General features: G+C 37.4%; 17 protein-coding genes. 12 read left to right on the top strand and 5 right to left on the bottom strand.

Annotation, left to right across the window (positions count from 1 at the left end; all coding sequences use genetic code 11):
• Window positions 1-14: 14 nt before the first annotated feature.
• From F3H00_RS01285 to F3H00_RS01250, 8 genes are all read left to right on the top strand, one after another.
• On the top strand, window positions 15-2,630 hold the full coding sequence (locus tag F3H00_RS01285) for a cytochrome c biogenesis protein (RefSeq protein WP_149703656.1): 2,616 nt from the start codon (window positions 15-17) through the stop codon (window positions 2,628-2,630).
• 8 nt (window positions 2,631-2,638) lie between these two features.
• The gene (locus tag F3H00_RS01280) at window positions 2,639-3,463 is read left to right on the top strand and encodes an SEL1-like repeat protein (RefSeq protein ID WP_148799423.1); all 825 of its coding nucleotides are present in this window, start codon (window positions 2,639-2,641) and stop codon (window positions 3,461-3,463) included.
• A 73-nt stretch (window positions 3,464-3,536) separates the two neighbouring features.
• Window positions 3,537-4,658 carry a nitrous oxide reductase accessory protein NosL gene (locus tag F3H00_RS01275; RefSeq protein WP_148799425.1) on the top strand — a complete coding sequence of 374 codons (1,122 nt, stop codon included), beginning with the start codon at window positions 3,537-3,539 and terminating at the stop codon, window positions 4,656-4,658.
• A 1-nt stretch (window position 4,659) separates the two neighbouring features.
• Complete coding sequence (locus F3H00_RS01270; protein ID WP_103625229.1) at window positions 4,660-4,845, top strand: hypothetical protein; 186 nt, start codon at window positions 4,660-4,662, stop codon at window positions 4,843-4,845.
• A complete protein-coding gene (locus F3H00_RS01265) occupies window positions 4,835-5,944 on the top strand; it encodes an ABC transporter permease (RefSeq protein WP_148799427.1) in 1,110 nt (369 codons plus the stop codon). The genes F3H00_RS01270 and F3H00_RS01265 overlap by 11 nt, the downstream gene beginning before the upstream one ends.
• Window positions 5,941-6,609, top strand: a complete 669-nt coding sequence (locus tag F3H00_RS01260) for an ABC transporter ATP-binding protein (protein WP_148799429.1) — start codon at window positions 5,941-5,943, stop codon at window positions 6,607-6,609. Before F3H00_RS01265 ends, F3H00_RS01260 begins: the two co-directional genes overlap by 4 nt.
• Window positions 6,606-7,559 carry a hypothetical protein gene (locus F3H00_RS01255; protein WP_148799431.1) on the top strand — a complete coding sequence of 318 codons (954 nt, stop codon included), beginning with the start codon at window positions 6,606-6,608 and terminating at the stop codon, window positions 7,557-7,559. Before F3H00_RS01260 ends, F3H00_RS01255 begins: the two co-directional genes overlap by 4 nt.
• The gene (locus F3H00_RS01250; RefSeq protein ID WP_103649230.1) at window positions 7,556-8,065 is read left to right on the top strand and encodes a hypothetical protein; all 510 of its coding nucleotides are present in this window, start codon (window positions 7,556-7,558) and stop codon (window positions 8,063-8,065) included. The genes F3H00_RS01255 and F3H00_RS01250 overlap by 4 nt, the downstream gene beginning before the upstream one ends.
• 57 nt (window positions 8,066-8,122) lie before the next feature.
• Here F3H00_RS01250 and F3H00_RS10275 read toward each other — a convergent pair whose 3' ends face one another.
• From F3H00_RS10275 to rsmA, 5 genes are all read right to left on the bottom strand, one after another.
• On the bottom strand, window positions 8,123-9,385 hold the full coding sequence (locus F3H00_RS10275; RefSeq protein ID WP_148799433.1) for a tetratricopeptide repeat protein: 1,263 nt from the start codon (window positions 9,383-9,385) through the stop codon (window positions 8,123-8,125).
• Between the two features lie 72 nt (window positions 9,386-9,457).
• Window positions 9,458-10,231 (bottom strand): pseudouridine synthase, encoded by a 774-nt coding sequence (locus F3H00_RS01240; protein WP_009295179.1) that lies wholly within the window; start codon window positions 10,229-10,231, stop codon window positions 9,458-9,460.
• A gap of 1 nt (window position 10,232) precedes the next feature.
• Window positions 10,233-11,186, bottom strand: coding sequence for a KpsF/GutQ family sugar-phosphate isomerase (locus F3H00_RS01235; RefSeq protein ID WP_149703655.1), 954 nt, complete (start codon window positions 11,184-11,186; stop codon window positions 10,233-10,235).
• Window positions 11,187-11,195: 9 nt separating this feature from the next.
• Window positions 11,196-13,325 carry a ribonuclease J gene (locus F3H00_RS01230; protein ID WP_188115303.1) on the bottom strand — a complete coding sequence of 710 codons (2,130 nt, stop codon included), beginning with the start codon at window positions 13,323-13,325 and terminating at the stop codon, window positions 11,196-11,198.
• Window positions 13,291-14,133, bottom strand: a complete 843-nt coding sequence (gene rsmA / locus F3H00_RS01225) for a 16S rRNA (adenine(1518)-N(6)/adenine(1519)-N(6))-dimethyltransferase RsmA (protein WP_148799711.1) — start codon at window positions 14,131-14,133, stop codon at window positions 13,291-13,293. Before rsmA ends, F3H00_RS01230 begins: the two co-directional genes overlap by 35 nt.
• Before the next feature lie 106 nt (window positions 14,134-14,239).
• On the opposite strand from rsmA, the gene F3H00_RS01220 reads away from it, so the two are divergent.
• Genes F3H00_RS01220 through rlmN form a run of 4 tightly spaced genes read left to right on the top strand, consistent with a single transcriptional unit; the run spans window position 14,240 to window position 20,089 of the window.
• The gene (locus F3H00_RS01220) at window positions 14,240-17,524 is read left to right on the top strand and encodes a DEAD/DEAH box helicase (RefSeq protein ID WP_148799437.1); all 3,285 of its coding nucleotides are present in this window, start codon (window positions 14,240-14,242) and stop codon (window positions 17,522-17,524) included.
• Entirely contained in the window at window positions 17,521-18,276 is a 756-nt protein-coding gene (gene hisF / locus F3H00_RS01215) for an imidazole glycerol phosphate synthase subunit HisF (protein WP_148799439.1), read from the top strand. Before F3H00_RS01220 ends, hisF begins: the two co-directional genes overlap by 4 nt.
• Complete coding sequence (locus F3H00_RS01210; protein ID WP_148799441.1) at window positions 18,276-18,956, top strand: purine-nucleoside phosphorylase; 681 nt, start codon at window positions 18,276-18,278, stop codon at window positions 18,954-18,956. Before hisF ends, F3H00_RS01210 begins: the two co-directional genes overlap by 1 nt.
• The gene (gene rlmN / locus F3H00_RS01205; RefSeq protein ID WP_148799442.1) at window positions 18,953-20,089 is read left to right on the top strand and encodes a dual-specificity RNA methyltransferase RlmN; all 1,137 of its coding nucleotides are present in this window, start codon (window positions 18,953-18,955) and stop codon (window positions 20,087-20,089) included. The genes F3H00_RS01210 and rlmN overlap by 4 nt, the downstream gene beginning before the upstream one ends.
• Window positions 20,090-20,154: the final 65 nt, after the last annotated feature.

Below are 20,154 nucleotides of genomic sequence, written 5' to 3'. Positions count from 1 at the left end.
AGTAGAGGCGAGCGATGAGAATTTTAAATATCTACCGCTTGTCTTTGATATTATTATTTATTCTTGCTTTTGGTGCAGGGCTTGCGACTTTTTTAGAAAATTTTTATGACACACAAACGGCCAGAGTGCTTGTTTACGAAGCGCTTTGGTACGAGTGTGTTATGTTTGCTTGCACCATTTGTTTAGCCATTAGTATCATAAAAACCAAGATGTATAAAAAATTTGGCGCATTTTTGATACATCTTGCTTTTATCGTTATCTTCATCGGAGCTGCGCTTACAAGGTATTTTGGAGAAGAGGGCGTTATGCATCTTAGAGCTCTGCAAAGCTCAAATGTAATGCAAAGCGTTAAGCCTTATCTTAGAGTCGAAATGCTTGGAGAAAATTTTAGTTATCCATTAAAATTAAGCTTATTTGGTAAAAACGACCTTGAGTTTAAAAATTTTATAGACGGCAAGGAATTTATAATTAACTTGCTTGGATATAAAAAAGATGAGAAAAACGCTCCTGCTACGCTTAGCTTAGAGATAAGTTTTAACGGCGAAAAAAAGAGTATTAAACTAAAAGGCGGAGCTGGATATGAGCTGGAGCCTAGTGTGCTAAGTTTTGGTGGGCAAGAGGTGAAATTTTACTTTAGCTCAAAGGCTTTAAATTTACCATTTTCATTAAAGCTTGATGAGTTTATTTTAGAGCGATATGCAGGGCTAAATAGTCCATCATCTTATACAAGTAAAGTAAGTATCGCTGGCGGCAAGTACGACATCTCGCTAAATAATCCACTAACGATTGATGGCTATAAAATTTTTCAGTCTTCATACGATCCTGACGAGCTTGGAAGCGCTTTTGAGATCAGCCGTGATCCTGGCAAAATCCCAACTTACATAGGATATTTTTTGCTTTGCCTTGGCTTTGTGGCAAATTTATTTAGCAAAAATAGCCGATTTTTTAGGCTGCTAAATTTCATAAAAGGCTCTCAAATAGCATTTTTGGCTGTTCTTTTATTAAGCGCAACTCCAAATTTTGCTAACGAAAATAATAAAAATTTAGACGCTCATGCAAGCAAATTTGCCAAAATTTTGACTCAGGCTGATAGCAGAATCTCTCCAGCTGGCTCTTACTCAAGAGCTGTGATAAGTAAAATTTCAACCAAAACTACGCTATTTGGGCTTAGTAGCGAGGAGCTAATGCTCTCTTTTGCCATCTCGCCAAAAGAGTGGATGGACAAAAGGATAGTAAAGATCACAAGTGAGCGTGTGGGCGAGCTTTTGGGAGTTAATGAAAAATTTGCTAGTTTTAACGATGTTTTTAACGAAAATGGCGAGTATAAGCTGGCTAAATTTGTAGAAGCTGCAAATGAAAAATCCGCCTCAAAAAGAGATAAATTTGATAATGACGTGATCAAATTTGATGAGAGACTAAATGTCTTATACCTTGCATTAAAGGGAGAAATTTTAAAATTTATCCCAGCTAAAAATGGTGATAAATTAACATGGCTAGGCGTAAATGAAGCCTTTGGCTCAAGTGAAATTTCAAGCGAGCTTAAAAGTGTTTTAGGCAATTATATAGAAAATTTAAGCTTTTGCGTAAAAAGTGGCGAGTGTGAGGGAGCTGATAAGAGCTTGGAGAAAATTTCAAGCTATCAAAGAAGCACTCTAGGCTCTCTTGCGCCAAGCGAGGCAAAGGTGGAGCTTGAGGTGCTTTATAACCAAATGGAAATTTTTAAATTTCTTATATATTTTTACATGATCCTTGGGCTAGTTTCGCTCGCTCTTGGCTTTTATAGGCTATTTTCTGGAAAGAAATTTAGATTTGAAAAAGCGCTTAGCCTTGCATTTTATTTTGGCTTTGTGGTGCATTTGCTAAATTTAGCTCTTCGTGCTTATATCTCAGGGCATGCACCTTGGAGTGATGCCTATGAGAGTTTAGTCTATATCTCGCTCGCAAGCGTATTAGCTGGAGTTTTATTTTTTAAACATCAAAGCTTTGCTCTTGGAGCTGCTTCACTTTTTGCAAGCGTGAGCTTGCTTGTGGCTCATCTAAATTTTATAAATCCACAAATAACAAATCTAGTCCCAGTTTTAAAGTCATTTTGGCTTAGTGTGCACGTAAGTGTCATCACGGCAAGCTATGGCTTTTTAGGTTTTAGCTTTGTGCTCGGGCTTTTTGGACTTCTTTTAATGGCTATAAAAAATCAAAAAAACGAGCAAAAGCTTAGTGAACAGATAAGATACCTCGCTGCAACTGATGAGCTAAGCCTCATCATAGGACTTAGCCTGCTAACTATTGGAAATTTCCTTGGTGGCGTCTGGGCGAATGAGAGCTGGGGTAGATACTGGGGCTGGGATAGCAAAGAGAGCTGGTCGTACATTACGATAATTATTTATGCTATTGCACTTCATTTAAGATTTATCCCAAGATTAAAAAATATTTTTACCTTTTTAGTAGCTAGCGTGCTCTCTTTTGGTTCAGTTATTTTTACCTATTTTGGTGTAAATTTCTATCTAAGCGGACTTCACTCATACGCAAATGGTGATGGATTTAGCGTTTCAAATTTGCTTTATTTGCTTTTAATGCTCTTGGCTTTGCTAATCGCCTTTGCTTATAGAGGTAAGGATATAAAAGAGATTTAGGAGATATGATGAAAAAGGGTTTAGTTTTATTGTTTGCTTGTTTGGGACTATTAAATGCTGGCTATATCAAAGAGGCTTTAAGTGCAAAAGACGATCACAACAAGCTAGCACAAATTTATGAAGATGCTTGTGACAAAGAGAAAAAGGCATCAGGCTGCTATAACCTAGCTGTACTTTACAGCAGAGGTGATGGCAATGTCAAAAAGGACGAAGCAAAGGCGGCGATGCTTTACGAAAAGGCTTGTGATCAAAATTTCTCTATGGCTTGTAGCAATCTTGGCTACGTCTATGAAAAAGGCAAAGGCGTAGAGAAAGACCTAGTAAAAGCAGTTAAATTTTATGAAAAGGCTTGTAAGGATAATGAGGGTTGCACAGAGCTTGGCTTGCTTTATGCAAATGGCACCGGCGTGACAAAGGATCTTAAAAAGGCAAAAGAGCTTTACGAAAAGGCTTGCAAGGCAGGGGACGGCATAGGATGTAGCAACCTTGGCTATCTATACGCGCGGGGTGAAGGTGTAGAAAAAGACTATGCAAAAGCCAAAGTAAACTACGAAATGGCTTGTGCAAACGAAGCTGGCATAGGGTGTGATAATCTCGGCTTTTTATATGTCTATGCTCAGGGCGTTGATCAAAACCTTACAAAAGCCACAAAACTTTATGAGCAAGCGTGTATATATGGATATGAAAAGGGCTGCAATAATTACGCTATCATGCTAGCTGAAGGCAAAGGCGTAAAAGAAGACGTGGAGAAAGCACGTGAAATTTTCACTAAAAGCTGCAAAAATGGCTTAAAAGAAGCGTGTGAGAATTTAGAAATTTTAGGAAAGCATTGATGCTTGATAAAGCTAACCTAGCGGTATTTAAAGCTTATATAATATAAAAATAAAAATACTAAAGGAGATAATTATGATTTTACGTTCTATCTTGGGTTCAGCACTGCTAGCAACCCTACTTTTTGGTGCTTCGGCAAATGAACAAGCCGTCAAAATGAAACCGATGTTTCAAAGCGTGGATCCTAGCAAGGCTACACTAGTAGGAAGTGGCGAGGGTAAGGAGTACTGCACCGTTTGTGGAATGAATTTGGTTAAATTTTATAAGACTAATCACGTATATAACGGCAAGCAAGTAGCATCACTCCACTGCTTATACGAGCTAACAGAAGGCAAGATCCCAAGCGAGGCACAAGTCGTTGATACTAAAAATTTAAATTTGATCGACGTAAACAAGGCATTTTACGTAGTTGGTAGTAGTGTCAAGGGCACAATGACTAGAAATAGTAAATATGCCTTCTCAACCGAGGCTGATGCAAAAGAATTTCAAGCAGAAAATGGCGGCGAGATAATGAATTTTGCTAAAGCTTACGAGATTGCTGGACAGGATTTCGAAGGTGATAATAAAATGATAAAAGCTAAACGTGAGGACGGCGTTTACGTACATGGTAAGGAATTTTACGAGGTAAACTGCGAAAAAACAGATCCAAAAAGCTTTAAAGCTATCTCTGAGCTAAAAGCTCATCTTAAACAAGTATGTGACTCAAAAGAGGCTAGCAAAGCTCCTGAATACGACAAACACCTACAAGCTGCCGCTTTGTATCTATGGGACGCTCCGGCAAATCTAGGCACTAGCAACCAAGCTTCAAAACCTAAACAAGAAATAAAAAAACCTGAGAGAATAGTCGTACCAAAGGGTGCAAGATGTGCGGTATGCGGCATGCTCGTCAAAAATTCTCCATGGGCGACACTCATCAAAGCAGATGGCAAAGATTATTATTTTGATGGTGTAAAAGATATGGCACAATTTTATTTTGCGGACATTAAAATGAAAGATGCTTATGTGAGCGATTATTACACATTAGAAAAGCTTGACGCAAAAGATGCGTTTTATGTTCATGGCTCAAACGTTTACGGACCAATGGGCGATGAGTTTATCCCATTTAAAGATGAAGCAAAGGCAGTGAGCTTTTTAAAAGATCATGCTGGCAAAGGTGTCATAAGATTTGACGAGATAAAGAATTTTATCGGTAAATAGTGTGAAATTTCTAGTTTTTTTGGCGTTATTTTTTGGACTTTCTTATACGCTTTTAGCGGTACACTATCTTAGCTTTGATCATAAAGCAAAGCAAGATGAGCTAAGAGAAATTTCTAAGATAACAAGAGCAAATGCTGCTTTTAGTTTTAACCAAAAGGGGCAAAAAGGCTTTGTCTATGATAGGTAAAAATTTTATAAACTATGCTGTGGTTCTGCTTTTTAAAGATAGGAAGGATCACCTTTTTAGCTTTTGCCTCTTTGCACTCATTATCTTTGTGCTAAGCTCGGTGCTTTTCATCTCTGGATCGATCCAACATGATCTTATAAATTTAGTAAAAGATAGATCAAGTATCGTAGTGAGTGCATTTCGTACTGGCAAAAATGATCTCATGCACCCTGGCTATATCTACGATATCTCAAAGATCGATGGCGTAAGTGATGTAAGGGGCGTAGTTGATGGAGAGTACTACTTCGTTCAAAAGCATGTTTGGTTTCATCTATATGAAGATGATAGCTTAAAAGAGGATGAGATGATCGTCGGAGAAGGTGTAAAGGCAGCGATGAATGAGCTTTACTACGACGAGAGCTTTAATTTTCTAACTGAAGAGCGCATGATACCAGTAAAGATATTAAAGACTATGCCGGCACAAAGTGGTTTAATCACAAATAACGCTATATTTTTGCATCCAAATACGCTAAGAGCTATATTAAATTTAAAAGATGAAGAGTATACAAAGCTCTACGTTGAGGTGCCAAACACAGATGAGATCAGTGAAGTAGCTTTAAAGATAGAGAATTTATATCCAAATTCTTTCGCTCTTAGTATAGAAGATGAAGTGGCTAAGGTTAGGCACCTTTACTATTATAAGGGTGGAATTTTTATGAGCATTTACGTTAGCGTTATGCTTATATTCTTTGTCTTGCTTAAAAACCAAATCTCACTCGCCTATGGTAGCAAAAAGCGTGAAATAGCTATTTTAAGAAGCATTGGTTTTTGTATAAAAGATATTATATTTTTAAAATTTATACAAAATTTCATCGTTAGTGTTAGTGCTTTTTTGCTCGGTGTTATGCTGGCTTATCTTTTTGTTTTTGTATTTAACGCTCCACTTTTAAAGGGGATATTTTTAGGTGATGAGCTTTTAAATTTTACAAATTTCACGCCTATTTTAGAGTTTGATAAACTCTTTTTGATCTTTGTTTTTGGTGTGATACCATTTTTAGCATTTGTGCTCATACCTTCATGGCGAGTAGCAAGTAGTGACATAAATGAGGGGCTAAAATGATAAATATAAGAGGTGTTAGCCTAGTTTATAACCAAAACAAACAAAATGAGTTTTGTGCTTTAAAAAATATAAATTTAGATATTAATGACGGCGAGCTAGTGATACTAAAAGGCATTAGTGGAAGCGGTAAAAGTACCTTGCTTTCGCTCATTGCCCTACTTCAAAAGCCAACTAGTGGAGAAATTTTGATAGATGGCACTAACATCGCAAAGTTGCCTGATGCCTTTTGCTCTGAGCTTAGACACAAAAGGCTTGGATTAGTTTTTCAAAATTTTAACCTTATTGATGGCTTGAGTGTATATGAAAATTTACTAGCTCCATTTGCTCTAACAAATTTTAAAGCAAACGTGAGAGATGAGATGATAAAAAAGGCTCTTGAGCTTGCAAATATCGCTCATAAAAAAGATGAAAACGTATCAAATTTAAGTGGTGGCGAGCGTCAAAGATGTGCGGTAGCTAGGGCTTTATCTATGGATGCTAACATCATCTTGGCTGATGAGCCAACGGCAAATTTAGACAGACAAAATGCACGTGCTTTTTTAGGCTTACTAGAGTCTTTTAAAGCTCTAAAAAAGAGTGTTATCGTTGCTACTCACGATAGCATTTTTGATGAGCTAAGTGCAACAGATAGAGTTGTCAGCTTACAAAATGGAGAGATAGTATGAGTGTCTTTTTATCAAACGCCGTTATTGCCTTTTTGTTAGCGGAGTTTGTACTGTTAGTTTTGATGAGTATTTCGCTCTTTTACGTCGTTAGGATCGTGAGGTCGTGGGATTACAACGCGCTAACATCGCTTCAATACTCGCTTGAAAAACAAAACTACCTTGTAAATACGATCTTACTTTTTTGCGTCTGTATCAAGATCGTATTGTTTATATTTTTTGCACTTTGCCTAAATGAACTCTCTGATATTGTACCTGGTGCTATGTGCTCAGCTGGCGTGATCGGCTCAAATAAATTTGGTGGCATATTGATGCTCACTAAAATTTTGCTGATCTTTGGGCTTGGCATTTGGCTGGTTATAAATAAGCTTGACTTGCAGGCTCTAAATTTCCCTTATCTAAAGAAAAAATACGCCATTTTCATCTGTCTTTTTGTCATGATATTGCTCGAACTTGGTATAGAAATTTCGTTTTTTTACAACATTCCACTAAAAGTGCCGGTCTTTTGCTGTTCTGTTACTTTTCAAGCTCCAAAGCTACCATTTGGCTATACAAATTTTGGCTTAGTGAGTGCATTTTATGTGCTCTTTTTTGTTATTTTGGTGCTAAATTTTTTAAAGCAAAGTATGGCGAGCTTTGTGGCAAATTTATTGTTTTTGGTGCTTAGTTACTATGCCATCACCTACTTTTTTGGCCTTTATGTTTACGAGCAGCCAAACCATAAATGCCCATACTGCATGCTAAAAGGTAACTATTTTTACGTTGGCTACCTCATCTGGGGCAGTTTGTTTCTGGGCGTTTTTTACGGCCTTATGCCATATCTTGTTGAGATTATCACAAAGACTAACTACTCACACAAGCTTAAATTTTCATCTATCTGGCTAAGTGCTTGTGTGCTGATCTGCGCGCTTTATGTCCTAAAATATTATTTGTTAAGAGGATTTTTATTTTGATAAAACAAATTTTTTCTTTATGTTTGTTAGCTCTAGTCTTAGCCGTACTTGCCTATAATGCTGATATAAGCGATGATAAAATTTTGGTTTTAAATAACGGCAAATCAGAGCCGATCGAAGAGCTAACACCAAATAAATATATATGTTATGAGAGTAGGACGCTTATAGCTGATAACAACGACACAGCTCAAGCTATCATGCCAAATGGCAATATCTACTTCTTTAACGATATTACAAATTCTTTTATCTGGTATATGGCAGAAAAAGATAAAGAAAAGATAAAGCTATATGTATACACAAAGGATACAAACCGCTATATCCTAGCACAAGACGCTTGGTACTCAAGGGTCGACATCACACCGATGGGGTACGGCATAGGGGCATATGAGTTTCACTTGTATGGCATATGCGATAACTATTTTAAAGAGGTCTTGCTATACGCAGCACGTGGTGAGACGCTACTAAATCCATATATAAACATCCTACTTTCAGAAAATAAGATATAAATTTGCGTAGCTCTAAATTTATTAAAGCTCGCTGGGTTGTTTTTGGTATTGAAAGCCTTATTTGTTTAACTTTTTATAAACGTCACACCCTGGTTGAAGCCCTAATTCGCAAGCTTTATAAAAATATTCTTTTGCTATGTGGTAGTCTTGTTTTGCGCCTTTGCCTTTTAGATAAAAAGCTCCTAAATTAAAACAACCGCGATTGTATCCATTATTGCAAGCTTTTTCATATAATTCTAGGGATTTACTGTAGTCTTGCTCTACACCTTGACCGTTTTCATATAAAATTCCTAAATTAGAGCAACTATCATTAACTCCATCGTCACAAGCTTGTTTGTATAGATCAGCCGCTCTATAATAGTCTTGTTTCACACCTTGGCCATTATTGTATGAAATTCCTAAGTTGTAACAACTCATACTGTATCTGTCATTGCAAGCTTTTTGCCATAATTGAGCTGCCTTATAATAGTCTTGCTCTACACCCAGACCATTTACATATAAAACTCCCAAATTGTGGTAGGCTTGGGCGATATTGCCATCGCAAGCTTTTTCGTATAGTTTGGTAGCTTTGGTGTAGTCCTGCTCTACCCCTTGTCCTCTTTCATAAAAATTACCTAGATTATAGCAGCCATTAGCATATCCGCCATCACAAGCTTGTTTATATAGATTGGCCGCTTTATAGTAGTCCTGCTTTAGATATTTGCCTTCTTCGTATAAATTTCCTAAATTAAAACAACCTATAGCATTTTTACCGTCACAAGATTTATTGTATAGCTCTATGGCTTTGTTATAGTTTTGTTCTACACCTTGGTTTTTTATATATAAAACACCTAGATTAGAACAGCTTAGTGCATGTCCATTATTGCAAGCTTCTTCGTATAATCTAGCCGCCTTATTGTGGTCTTGCTCTACACCTTGACCATCCTCATATAAAAGCCCTAAATTATAACAACCAATACTATATTTGGCATCACAAACTTTTTGCCACAATTGAGCAGTTTTATAGTAGTCTTGTGTAGTGCCTTGACCGTTATAGTATAAAAATCCTAAGTTATAACAAGCTTGAATAATTTCACCATTACAAGCCTTTTCGTATAATTTAGCTGCTTTATTGTAGTCTTGTTTTACACCCTGGCCATTTATATACAAAAGTCCTAAATTATAGCAATTGCCATTATTTCCATCATTGCAAGTTTTAGTAAATATCTCGACTGCTTTGTTGTAGTCACCTTTGCTGTAAGCCTCAAGTCCAAGTTCTACTAGATCCTTGGAGAATCCAATAGTTAGTAAGATTGTGTATAAAAGAACAGCCTTTTTCATTTTTTCTCCATTTTTGTAAATTTGTAGTTATTGTGGTTTGGCTTGCCTCTTTGATGGAGAAACAAGCCTAAGTTAGTATCTAACGTTATTAACTTTTAAAAAGTCTCTTAGGTCTTCATATTCGCTATTTTCGAAGTAGCGCCATTTGCCAGGCTTTAGCATATCAAGGCTAACGCGCCCAAAACTAACCCTTTTTAGATCCATCACTTCAAGGTCAAAGTAGCCAAAGAAGCGGCGAAGCTCCCTATTTTGCCCCTCGTTGATGATGACCTTTAGTTTTGTATAGCCGCCGCTTGAGCCAAAGACTTTATAGGCTAGAAATGGCTTAAATTCCATTGATTTTATAGTGGTTTTTGCGTGAGCGCCTTTGGTAGCGTCCTTGGCAAAAAAGCCATTTGTCATGGCCTCAATAACCTCTTTCGTTACTTCACCTTTTACTTTTAGATAGTATTCGCGCTCTAAGTCACTATTCATCAAAGCTGTGGCGATTGCTGGAGCGTCAGTTAGTAAAAGTAGCCCTTCGCTCGCATAGTCTAAGCGTCCTACGCTAACAAATTTTGCAAATTTCTTATCTAGTGTATCATAGATCGTCTTTCGTCCGCGGTCATCTTTTTTGCTAACTAGTTCACCCTTTTGTTTATGATAGACGATAACAGTAAATTCCTTTTTTAGCTTTATCAAACGACCATTTATACGTACTTTGTCATCTTCATCTACGCTTGTGGCAAGGTCGCTAACCACTCGTCCTGCTATGCTAACCTTACCAGCTTTTATCAGCTCATCTGCCTCACGGCGTGAGTAATTTGTGTTATGTGAGATAAATTTATTTAGTCTTGTTTTTTCCATTTTATAGTCCTAAATTTGTAAGGTCATGGATGTGTAAAACACCTACGGGCACGCCATTTTCTACAACGGCTAGAAGCTGAATTTTATACTTTTCTATTAAAGCTAACGCATCCACGGCTAACATTTCCTTGTCGTTTATCTCTTTTGGATGTAAGGTTGCAAATTTCATTGCTGGCTCGTCTAGGTCAAAGTCCTCTCGCATAAGTGCACGTCTAAGATCGCCGTCGCTTAAAATAGCATCTAACACACCATCTTTATCGACGATTAGGACCGTGCCAAGTTTACCGTGTGTCATAGTATCGATTGCTTTTTTTAGGCTCGCATTCCAGTGAACTATCGGTAAATTTTCGCTTCTCATCACATCTTTGACCTTTAAAAATAGCCTCTTTCCAAGGCTACCACCTGGATGAAAATTTGCAAAGTCCTCTTTTTTAAAGCCTCGCCTTTGCATCAAACAAACAGCCAACGCATCGCCAAGAGCTAACGTTAGTGTAGTTGATGCTGTTGGAGCGGCATTTAGTGGGCAGGCCTCTTTCTCTACATCTATGCTAATAAATGCATCGCTAAATTTACCAAGCGAGCTTGTTTTACTTCTTGCCATTGCGACGATCTTTACGCCAAAGCGCTTTACGTGAGGTAAAATTTTGATAAGCTCATCGCTTTCGCCACTAAAGCTAATAGCTAACAAAACATCATCTTTTCCTATCATGCCAAGGTCGCCGTGCATAGCCTCTGTTGGATGCAAGAAAAAGCTTGGCGTGCCGGTGCTTGCAAGCGTGGCGGCGATCTTTGCACCTACATGACCGCTCTTGCCCACGCCTGTGACTATGACTTTGCCTTTTGCGTTATATATCAAATTTACAGCATCTTCTATCTCTAAGTTTTTAGCATGTCTTAAAAGCTCGTTTGCTTCTATCTTTAAAACTTCGGCTGCGATTTGGTTGATTGTTTGCATAAATTTCCCTTACATTAGATAGATAATTGGCACGATAGTTGGGTACTTTTTGACCTTTCTAAAGATATGCTTTCTAATCACTTGGCGTACTTGTGACTCGAGCAGTCTACCATCTTTTAAAAGCTCCTCTTTGACGTTGCTTAAAAACTGCGTCAAAATTTCTTGCATCTCTTTGCTAAACTCCGCATCTTGTTTATTGCCCACAAGGCCGTAGCTAATGACGCGAGGCTTGTTTATAAGTTTTGCACCATGACGTGAAATTTGAGCGATTATCATGACGACACCTGCTTCGGCAAGATTTTGTCTATCGATGACGACATCGTCTGAGATTTGTTTATTTATTTGATTGTCTATGAAGACTTTGCCGGTTTTTACCGTTTTTACACGTTTTAAGTATTTTTGACAGATCTCCATTTGATCGCCATCGCTCATTAGATAGATGTTTCTCTCATCCACACCACAGCTAATGGCCGTCTCTTTGTGCTTTGCGATGTGGTTGTACTCACCATGCACCGGCAAGAAAAATTTTGGTTTTATGAGGCGAAGCATCAGCTTTTGCTCTTCTTGCGCTGCGTGACCGCTGACGTGGATCTCGCTAAAGTCTTGGTAAGCGACGCTCGCACCTGATTTTAGTAAGAAATTTAGCACCGTTGAGACGCTGTTTTCGTTGCCTGGGATCGCTTTTGAGCTGATTATGATCTGATCAGTCGGCTTTATCTTTATATATTTGTGCTCATCTGTCGCCATGCGGTAAAGCGCGCTCATAGTCTCGCCCTGAGAGCCAGTAGTGACGATAAGCACTTCGTCATCTTTAAATTTACCAACCTCGTTTGCATCGATAAAAATTTTCTTATCGAGCTTGATGTAGCCAAGCTCCATCGCAGTGTATAAATTTCGCTCCATTGATCTGCCGATGACACAGACTTTGCGGTTGTATTTTAATCCCCATTCGATCGCTTGATAGACGCGGTGGATGTTTGAGCTAAATGTGCTCATGATGACGCGCCCTTTTGCTTTTGAAAATATCGCGTCAAAGGTCTTGCCAACGCTACTTTCACTCTTTGTAAAGCCCTCTTTGTAGCTGTTTGTGCTATCGCTTAATAGACAGAGCACGCCACGCTCGCCATAATACGCTAGTCTGCCAAGATCTGTTGGGTAGCCGTCTATCGGAGTGTGGTCGATTTTAAAGTCGCCTGTGTGGATGATAGTGCCAGCCTTTGTCGTGATAGCAAGTGCGGAGGCGTCGATGATAGAGTGCGTTATGTGTATCCACTCTACTTCAAAGTCGCCTATGAGATATGGCTTTCTCTTCTCGACCGAGCGGAAAAGCGAGCGCTCTTGTTTTAGGCCGTGCTCTTCAAATTTGTTATTTATCATACCAAGTGGCAAAGGCGTGGCGTAAATCGGAAATTTAAACTCTTTATAAAAGTAGGGCACTGCACCGATATGATCCTCATGTGCGTGAGTGATAATGACGCCTTTTATCTTATCTTTTATCTTGCGAACGTAGTCAAAGTCCGGGATGAGGATATCCACGCCGTGCATACTCTCGCTTGGAAAGCTCATGCCGATATCAACGATGATCGCGCTCGTATCGGTCTCAAATATCGTCATATTTCCGCCGATCTCACCAAGACCGCCAAGTGGAGTTATGCGAATTTTATGTTCACTTGAGTTTAGATATTTCATCGGCTCCAGACGAAGCTCGTGAACGACCTTGTTTGCCACCATTGCACTTGCGATATCTTGCTGCCATTGTTCATTACCATTTAGTTTTGCAGGTAAATTTTTCTTTGGCTTTTTAGCTTTTTTAGGCTTTTCTTTTTGTTCTTGTGTTTTGGTTTTTGTTTCTTGTGATTCTTGTTTTTGCTCTTTTGGCTTATTGTTTTCGCCATTTTTGTTTTGATTTTTGTTATTTCTTGGCTTTTTTGGGCGAGAATTTTGGCTCTTTGGCTCGGCGTGCGTTTCAGTTTCAGCCTGCTCTGTTGCAAAGAAGTTATCTATTACGCTTTTGCTTGCTAGTGAAGCTTGCTCGGTAGTTTCGCCCTCTTGTTTTGGTTTATTTTTTGGTCTAAATCTTCGTCTTTTGTTGTTTTTGCTTTGGTTAGTTACAACTTTCTCTTCGTTTTTGTCGTTCATTATCTTCCTTTAATCTTTCAAATACTTTTAGATAAGAATCGACATCTAGCTCGTGTGGACGTAAATTTTGAGCTAAGCCTAGGCTTTCAAAAATTTCTTCTAACGCATTTTTGTCAAAATTTGTAGATAAATTTTTCAAAAGTGTCTTTCTTGGCGAAGCAAACGCAGCTCTTAAAAATGCTTTAAAAGCCTCGTATTGTTTTGCATCTTTGAAAATCCCGTCTTTGCCAAAAATCTTTTTTGTTTTTTGTAGTTTGATGACTGAGGATGTGACCTTTGGGGGTGGATTAAAAAGCTTTGCATCCACATCGAACAAAAGCTCACACCTGCCTTGAAGTGAAGCGAGGATCGATAAAGCGCTAAATTCTTTATCCTTACTCTTTGCACTAAATTTAAGAGCAACCTCTTTTTGTATCATCACGATAAGGCCAAGGCATTTTTCATCATCTATCGCATTTAAGATCATCTTCGTCGCAACGTAATAGGGCAAATTTGCGACTAAGAAGTAGTTCTGGCTACTTAGTCCGCCCTCTTGCTGCCACTGCTCTAATGCATCTTTACAAAAAAGTTTTAATTGTCCATTTTGGATCTCATTTGCAAATTTGGCCTTTAAAATTTGAAACAGCTCACAATCTATCTCAAAACAGGTCGTCTTGTAAATTTGCAAAAGTCTAAATGTCAAATCACCTAAGCCAGGCCCAATCTCAACAACGTTTTCTACGTCATTGGGTATCGCTTGGATGATCTTATCTAGTGTCGCTTTGTCCTGTAAAAAATTCTGTCCAAAGTGCTTTTTTGCCTTTATCATAGCCGCGATATTAGCCAAAAATTACTTATACAATGATTACAAGTTTAGTTTAATCATATATAAAATGGACTATAATCACTAAATAATAACGAAATAGGGCATAAATTTGAGCAAAGCAAATACCTTAAAATACTTTTTATTATCACAATATTTAGAGCCAAAAACCTTAGATGAGCCAAAAAAGACAAATACCAAATTTAAAAAATCAATAGACCTTGAGATCGCAAATTTTGATGAGAAATTTCTACAAATTTTAAGAGCATTTGATAGCTCGCTTTTAAAAAATGGTATAGAAATTTCAATTTATGGTGGCATTTTTGAGACTGACTTACTTGCTATTTATATATCAAAGCTAGCAAATGTTAAATTTGAAAAAGAGCAAATTTTAGAGGAACTACGCTCTGAACAAACGAGCTTTGATAAGGCGTTTTGCTATAAATTTAAGCTCGCTGGTGATTTGGTATTTTGTAAAGATGACCAAAATTTTACTTTAAAAGATGTAAATTTAGATGATGATTTAACTCCGTTTTTTACACCAAACTCATCTGATGATCTTTTTATCTCAACAGCTCCTTGGGCAATGGCTCGCCTAGATTATCTAAAAGAGATAAGCCAAAGTGATTTTAGCAAAGAGTGTGAGCGCATAAAAGATAAGCTATCTATCTATAAAGAAAAAATGGAATTTGGCAAATATATAAAGCTTATAAACGATGAGCTAAAAAGTGCACTTAAAACACCATTTTGTAATGATTTCTTAAGGCTTGAAGTAAAGATCATAAATCCAAATTTTAAAGAAAATGATAGCCTTTTAAATAGCTTTTTTATAGATGATATAAATTTGCTTATCAAATTTTACGAGTCAGGCAGGACGCATGAGCTAACTGATCAGTTTTTGGATGATGGCAGTGAGAATAAATTTGAAAGACTTGATGTAAGAGATGAGCAAAATAGAAGGCTTGTTAGAGATTTTTTTAAAGCAGAAGAGTATCCAAGATCGGCCTTTGCTAGCGACTTTGCTTTAAATTTCTCACAGCAAATTGCTGTTAATAACATCATTAAAAAATTTAAAGAAAGAAGTGGTGGAATTTATAGCGTAAATGGCGCTCCAGGGACTGGTAAAACAACGCTTTTAAAAGACGTAATGGCTGAAGTCGTTACGCTTAGAGCGATGAAACTCGCGCAAATGAGCAGACATGATATCTTTGCACCAGTTCGAGATAGTAGCGATAAGGTGCTTTATTTCACTCTAAATAAAGAACTTCAGGGCTACGAGATGGTCGTTAGCTCTTGTAATAACGGCGCAGTTGAAATTTTGAGTAAGGAGCTAAGCCAACTAAAGAGCATAGGGGACTATGCGGATGAGATTGATTATTTTAAATTTATAGCCACGAGGCTACTTTCTGCTGATGAAAAGACTAAATTTGGCGAGAAGTCATTTATATCAAAGCCAGCCTGGGGGCTGTTTTGCGTGGCACTTGGCTCAAAGCAAAACAAGTCAAATTTTGTTTTTAATGCGATTAATGGCGTAAAGATCGAAAAAACACATAGTCAGTTTGAAGATATTTCAAAAGAATTTAAAGAATTTATAGAACAAGATGGCTTTTTAATGGGGCTTGGCAAATACTTGGCTACTGGCGAAGGAATTGATGATTACGACGAGGCAAAGGAGAAATTTAATCAAGCCCTACATGAAGTAAATCTACTTTTTAGCGAGATCAGGATCAAAGAAGAGGAGCTAAAAAGTATAAATAGTGAGCTTATAAATATCGATAAAAGACTTGATAACTATAATTCAGCAAAGCAAATAGACGAGCTTTTAAAACCACTAATAGATGAGCTAGATTTGAGCAAAAATGAGCTAGAGCAAAAGGCAGCTGAAGCTAACGAGCTAACAAAACTTATTGGTCAAAATGAAATTTTACAAGAGTATCTCAGTACGCCTCCAAAGCCATCATTTTTTATTTTCCAGCAAATTTTAAGGACACAAGCTTTTGAAAAATATAACAATGAAGCGCAAAAAGTTAGTGAGATAAATCGCCAAATAGCTGAGCAAAATTTGAAAGCAAGCAAGCAAAATAGTGAAAACAAAGAGAAGAGTGAAGTAAAATTAAACGAACTAAAAGCTCAAATAACTCAGCTTGAAGAGAAAATTTTAGAACTTAACACCAAGATAGACCATCTAAACAAGCTTAATGATGACTTTATTAGACGTCAAAAATTAATTGGTAGAAGTGAAGAGCTTGATAGCTTTTTAAATGGTAGTTTTAATCAGAGTAATGAAGAAATACAAAAGAGTATGCCATTTATGATGGAACGTGATCTTGATGAGAAATCCCACAAGACGAAGCTTTTTAAGGCAAGAATCAAGCTTTTTAAAGAAGCGCTTAATCTGCATAAAGCTACTATTTTTGCTTGCAAAGAGGCTGTTAGGGCAAATTTGCGTGCTGTTAGCGTTATCTTTAATGATGAAAAGATGGCTGAAAAAAACGGTCTTAAGTCTAAAGACAGGCGTGAGATAATCAAAGGATTATTTTTACTAACGCCAGTTGTTAGCTCGACTTTTGCCTCGTTTAATAACACTTTTAAAGACCTTTTAAATGGCGATATAGGCTTGCTTTTGATAGATGAAGCAGGGCAGGCAAATTTGACTAGCGCGTTAGGTGCATTGCTTCGCTCGAACATGGCTGTTGTAGTTGGCGATCCACTTCAACTTGAGCCTGTTGTAACATTACCACCAGCTTTAAATAATGCTATTTTACGCTACTGCGATGCAAAGGATGAGTTTAATCTACTAAAATCATCAGTTCAACTTCGAGCCGATAAAGTACAAAATATTGGTACATATATAAAAGGAGAGGGTAAGTCCATTTGGGTTGGTTCGCCACTTATCGTTCATAGAAGGTGCGCCAACCCTATGTTTAAAATTTCAAACGAAACAACATATGATGAGATGATGATACTTGGTAGAAGTAGTGAAAGTAAACTTAGTGATCCTAATATCAAAACAGAATGGATTGATGTTAGTAGTGATGAATGGATAGGTAATTATAATAAAGCTGAAGGCATGATCGTTAAAGAGCTTTTAGATGGTAAGCTAGCTAAGCTAAAAGATAGTGTTAAAATAATAACACCTTTTAAAGATGTTTGTAAAAATTTAAAAGGGGCTGGTACTATTCACACCATGCAAGGCAAAGAAGCTGATGTTGTTATCTTTGTTCTTGGTGGTGCCACAAAAGGTGCTAGAGCATGGGCTGCTAGTACGCCAAACTTACTAAATGTAGCACTAACAAGAGCAAAAGAGGTTGTTTATATAGTTGGTAACCGAGAAAATTGGTCTAATTTGCCATATTTTGAGGTAGCGGCTAGAAAAATAGATAAAGGACAGATTTGAATCATTTTGCAAAACGCATAATCCCATGCCTTGATGTAAAAGATGGCAGAGTTGTAAAAGGTATAAATTTCGTAGGACTTGTCGACGCTGGAGATCCTGTTGAGATAGCTAAAAGATACAATGACGAGGGTGCCGATGAGCTTTGCTTTTTAGATATCACTGCCTCTCATCTTGGGCGTGATACGATAGTTGATGTCGTAAAAAAGGTCGCAAGTAAGCTTTTTATCCCACTAACAGTTGGTGGCGGTATACGCACGCTAGATGATATATCACACCTTTTAAATGCTGGCTGCGATAAAGTAAGCTTAAATTCATCCGCTATACAAGATCCAAATTTGATTGATGAGGCAGCTAAGAAATTTGGCTCGCAATGTGTCGTAATTGCGATCGATACTAAAAAGATCGAGAATGGTTATAGTGTTTTTATAAATGGCGGCAGGATCGATACTAAAAAAGATGCATTTGTTTGGGCAAAAGAGGTTGAGTCGCGTGGAGCAGGGGAGATATTGCTAACCTCTATGGACAATGACGGTGTCAAACAAGGTTTTAACCTTGAGCTAATAAAGATCTTTAGCACGCTTTCTATACCAACTATCGCAAGTGGCGGCGCTGGTAAGATGGAGCACTTTAAAGAGGCTTTTGAAGCCGGGGCTGATGCGTGTTTGGCAGCTTCGATATTTCACTTTGGTGAGATTGAGATAAAAAAGCTAAAAGAGTATCTCAAAGCAAATGGCGTTGAGGTTAGGCTCTGATGTTAATTATCTCAGCTGGAAAAAACGAAATTTTTGATTTTGCCTTGCCGATGGGTGTGGGGTTAGTCGATATGGCGATAAATTTGACAAAGTTTTTGCAAAAAAGATCATGCGTGGGAGCAGATGAAAAGAGTATAAATTTAAAAAATATTGATCCACACTACCTTACAAAGATCGAGGCTAAATTTGCAAACTCATCAAATCTAGAGCTACAAAATCTAAGCCAAATTTTTTCAAAAAATCCTGAGCGAAATTTATACCAGATGCCAGAAAAGATAGTTTTTGTTGGTTCGGCTGGTCTATACAAAGATGGTGAAATTTTGCAAATTTATGAAAGCTCGGTTGGAGCAAATATCGAAATTTCTAGCATAGAAAATAGATCTTATTCACCGATTGAGTGTGAAATTTCTTCTATCGTTTCACGTGGAACTGTCAAAACAAATTCATCAAATTTCATAACGACAGACAAAAATTTGGCTCATAAGATATTTGAAAAAGGCTATTTTTTAGAAAATATGGAGTTTTTTTCTGTTCTAAAAGTAGCTCAAATTTTTAAAATTCCAGCTTATGGAATTTTCGTAGCGACAAATTTTTGTAATAAAAATGCACATACTGATTTTATAAAAAATCACGCAGAGGCCAAGAAAATTCTAACAAAATATATAAAGGAAAATATGTGATAAATTTGCTTGATCTTAGTATTGATGAGCTAAAAGAGTTAGTTTCTCCACCATTTAGAGCAACACAAATCTACGAGTGGATATATAAGAAAAACGCAACCGAATTTAGCCAAATGCTAAATTTACCTAAAGATATGCGCCAAGATCTAGCTGAAAAATTTTATATCGATCCTTTAAAATGTGTGAAATTTGAGCAAAGTAGTGATGGTTCGATCAAGTATCTTTTTGAGCTAAAAGATGGGCTAAAGATAGAGAGCGTTTTGCTACCGATGAAAGAGGAGATAAGTGATGAGAATGGAAAGATCAGTCGTCATGCTCGCTATACGGTTTGTGTTAGTTCGCAGGTTGGCTGTAAAATGGGCTGTGCTTTTTGTCTAACAGCAAAGGGCGGGCTTGTTAGAAATTTGACTGCAGGCGAGATTGTGGGACAAATTTTATGGATAAAAAGAGAAAATAAAATACCTTATGAAAGACGCATAAATGTCGTTTATATGGGCATGGGTGAGCCACTCGATAATCTTACTAACGTTAGTAAAGCGATCAAAATTTTAGCTCTTAACGAGGGTCTAGCCATATCTCCACGTCGTCAAACCGTTTCAACTAGTGGCCTTGGTAGCCAGATAAAAAAGCTTGGCGAGATGGAACTTGGTGTGTTATTGGCCATATCGCTTCATGCTGTTACTAATGAACTTAGAAGTCGTCTAATGCCGATAAATAAGGCATATAATATCGAGGCTGTTATGGATGCTGTTAGGGGATTTCCTATCGATATGCGCAAGCGCGTGATGTTTGAATACCTTGTTATCAAGGATTTAAACGATAGCGTGAGTGATGCTAAAAAGTTGGTAAAATTACTTCATGGCATAAAAGCGAAGGTAAATCTTATATATTTTAACCCACATGAGGGCAGTGAATTTGGACGACCTGAGCTTACCAGCATGCTAAAATTTCAAGAATATCTAAGAGATCATGGCGTCACTTGTACGATCAGACAGAGTAAAGGCCTTGACATAAGTGCGGCTTGTGGGCAATTAAAACAACGCAATGAAAATGCAAAATTTAAAGCTATTTCCAGCGATAAAAATTTAAAAACACATTCGCTTGAAGATAATAGTCAAACCAGTGTGAGTTAGAATGAGTGCACTTGATATAGCCGAAATAATCTTTGTTGCTATTGTGGTTTTACTCGGATTAGGGC

Origin of the sequence: Campylobacter concisus, assembly GCF_902460845.1 — a bacterium.
GTDB classification, from domain to species: domain Bacteria; phylum Campylobacterota; class Campylobacteria; order Campylobacterales; family Campylobacteraceae; genus Campylobacter_A; species Campylobacter_A concisus_X.
The sequence above is the reverse complement of the archived record's forward strand: the minus strand, read 5'-3'. Positions and strand labels throughout refer to the sequence as shown.